This is a genomic window from Snodgrassella sp. W8158, from assembly GCF_016100435.1.
Classification (GTDB): Bacteria; Pseudomonadota; Gammaproteobacteria; order Burkholderiales; family Neisseriaceae; genus Snodgrassella; species Snodgrassella alvi.
Map to the genome: position 1 here is coordinate 58190 of NZ_JACFSM010000008.1, position 2752 is coordinate 60941.

General features: G+C 50.0%; 2 tRNA genes and 2 rRNA genes (1 of these 4 only partly in view). All 4 read right to left on the minus strand.

Annotated features, from left to right (window positions below):
- Positions 1 to 1488, minus strand: a 23S ribosomal RNA gene (locus H3V11_RS11150); it reaches 1587 nt to the left of the window's first position.
- A gap of 326 nt (positions 1489 to 1814) precedes the next feature.
- Positions 1815 to 1890: transfer RNA gene (locus tag H3V11_RS11155), tRNA-Ala, on the minus strand.
- 16 nt (positions 1891 to 1906) lie between these two features.
- Positions 1907 to 1983 (minus strand) — tRNA-Ile (locus tag H3V11_RS11160).
- Between the two features lie 77 nt (positions 1984 to 2060).
- Positions 2061 to 2752: ribosomal RNA gene (locus tag H3V11_RS11165) — 16S ribosomal RNA — on the minus strand; the annotation flags it as partial.

The window sequence follows — 2752 nt, forward strand, 5'->3', positions numbered from 1 at the left end:
TAAGTGCTCCACCTACCGGCTTAAACGATCTATTCCAACAGATCGATGACCTAACCTTCTCCGTCCCCACATCGCATTTGAATCAAGTACAGGAATATTAACCTGTTTCCCATCGACTACGCATCTCTGCCTTGCCTTAGGGGCCGACTCACCCTACGCCGATGAACGTTGCGTAGGAAACCTTGGGTTTTCGGCGACAGGGCTTTTCACCCTGTTTATCGCTACTCATGTCAACATTCGCACTTCTGATACCTCCAGCATGCTTCTCAACACACCTTCTTCGGCCTACAGAACGCTCCCCTACCATGCCAGTTAACTGACATCCGCAGCTTCGGTTACAGATTTGAGCCCCGTTACATCTTCCGCGCAGGACGACTCGACCAGTGAGCTATTACGCTTTCTTTAAATGATGGCTGCTTCTAAGCCAACATCCTGGCTGTCTGGGCCTTCCCACTTCGTTTACCACTTAATCTGTCATTTGGGACCTTAGCTGGCGGTCTGGGTTGTTTCCCTCTTGACACCGGACGTTAGCACCCGATGTCTGTCTCCCGAGGAACCACTTGATGGTATTCTTAGTTTGCCATGGGTTGGTAAGTCGCAATGACCCCCTAGCCATAACAGTGCTTTACCCCCATCAGTGTCTTGCTCGAGGCACTACCTAAATAGTTTTCGGGGAGAACCAGCTATCTCCGAGTTTGTTTAGCCTTTCACCCCTATCCACAGCTCATCCCCGCATTTTGCAACATGCGTGGGTTCGGTCCTCCAGTACCTGTTACGGCACCTTCAACCTGGCCATGGATAGATCACTCGGTTTCGGGTCTACACCCAGCAACTCAACGCCCTATTAAGACTCGGTTTCCCTACGCCTCCCCTAATCGGTTAAGCTCGCTACTGAATGTAAGTCGTTGACCCATTATACAAAAGGTACGCAGTCACGGATTTCTCCGCTCCCACTGTTTGTATGCATCAGGTTTCAGGTTCTATTTCACTCCCCTCCCGGGGTTCTTTTCGCCTTTCCCTCACGGTACTGGTTCACTATCGGTCGATGATGAGTATTTAGCCTTGGAGGATGGTCCCCCCATCTTCAGACAGGATTTCTCGTGTCCCGCCCTACTTTTCGTATACTTAGTACCGCCTCTGAAATTTCGAATACGGGGCTATCACCCTCTACGGCCAAGCTTCCCAGCTTGTTCTTCTATCTCAGTGACTATCATATACTGGCTCCTGCGCGTTCGCTCGCCACTACTTGCGCAATCTCGGTTGATTTCTTTTCCTCTGGGTACTTAGATGGTTCAGTTCTCCAGGTTCGCTTCTCTGTACCTATGTATTCAGTACAGGATACCATGCTTATACATGGTGGGTTTCCCCATTCGGATATCGCGGGATCTCAGCTCTATTGCCAGCTCCCCCACGCTTTTCGCAGGCTTACACGTCCTTCTTCGCCTATCATCGCCAAGGCATCCACCTGATGCACTTATTCACTTGACTCTATCATTTCAAGAACCTCTTGACTTCGTCAGCCTACCGTTGACTAGTATCTCTGACTTAAGGCCTTTACTCTCATAAAGCTTACTGCTTTGGTTGTCTGAACAACGCCTTTTGTGCTCGTTGTTCAGCGATACAATCATCACCCAATTCTTGCAGCACTTCTCTTCCTCTGTCTCCAGAATCAGTTCTATGCTCCAATCTTTGTTTGTTGATTTCGGCTTTCCAATTTGTTAAAGATCGATGCGTTACTTCGCAAATTAAAATCAGCTCTGTAAACTGCCTTTAATTTCCAAAGTATTTTACTGAACCCCTTCTCCTCAGAGTGGTGGTGGAGGCAAACGGGATCGAACCGATGACCCCCTGCTTGCAAAGCAGGTGCTCTACCAACTGAGCTATGCCCCCTCTGTCCTTAAATAAGTGGTGGGTCTGGGAGGACTTGAACCTCCGACCCCACGCTTATCAAGCGTGTGCTCTAACCAGCTGAGCTACAAACCCAGTTTATTCAGTCTCTTCTCGCATCTTTTCAGTTTACCGATAAGTGTGAATGCCATTCAGCCCCTTCTTTTCTCTAGAAAGGAGGTGATCCAGCCGCAGGTTCCCCTACGGCTACCTTGTTACGACTTCACCCCAGTCATGAAGCATACCGTGTTAAGCGACCTCCTTACGGTTAGTCTACCCAATTCTGGTATCCCCCACTCCCATGGTGTGACGGGCGGTGTGTACAAGACCCGGGAACGTATTCACCGCAGTATGCTGACCTGCGATTACTAGCGATTCCGACTTCATGCACTCGAGTTGCAGAGTGCAATCCGGACTACGATCGGCTTTCTGAGATTGGCTTCACCTCGCGGCTTCGCTACCCTCTGTACCGACCATTGTATGACGTGTGAAGCCCTGGTCATAAGGGCCATGAGGACTTGACGTCATCCCCACCTTCCTCCGGTTTGTCACCGGCAGTCTCATTAGAGTGCCCAACTTAATGATGGCAACTAATGACAAGGGTTGCGCTCGTTGCGGGACTTAACCCAACATCTCACGACACGAGCTGACGACAGCCATGCAGCACCTGTGTTACGGTTCCCGAAGGCACTCTCCTATCTCTAAGAGATTCCGTACATGTCAAGACCAGGTAAGGTTCTTCGCGTTGCATCGAATTAATCCACATCATCCACCGCTTGTGCGGGTCCCCGTCAATTCCTTTGAGTTTTAATCTTGCGACCGTACTCCCCAGGCGGACAATTTCACGCGTTAGCTTCGCTACTAA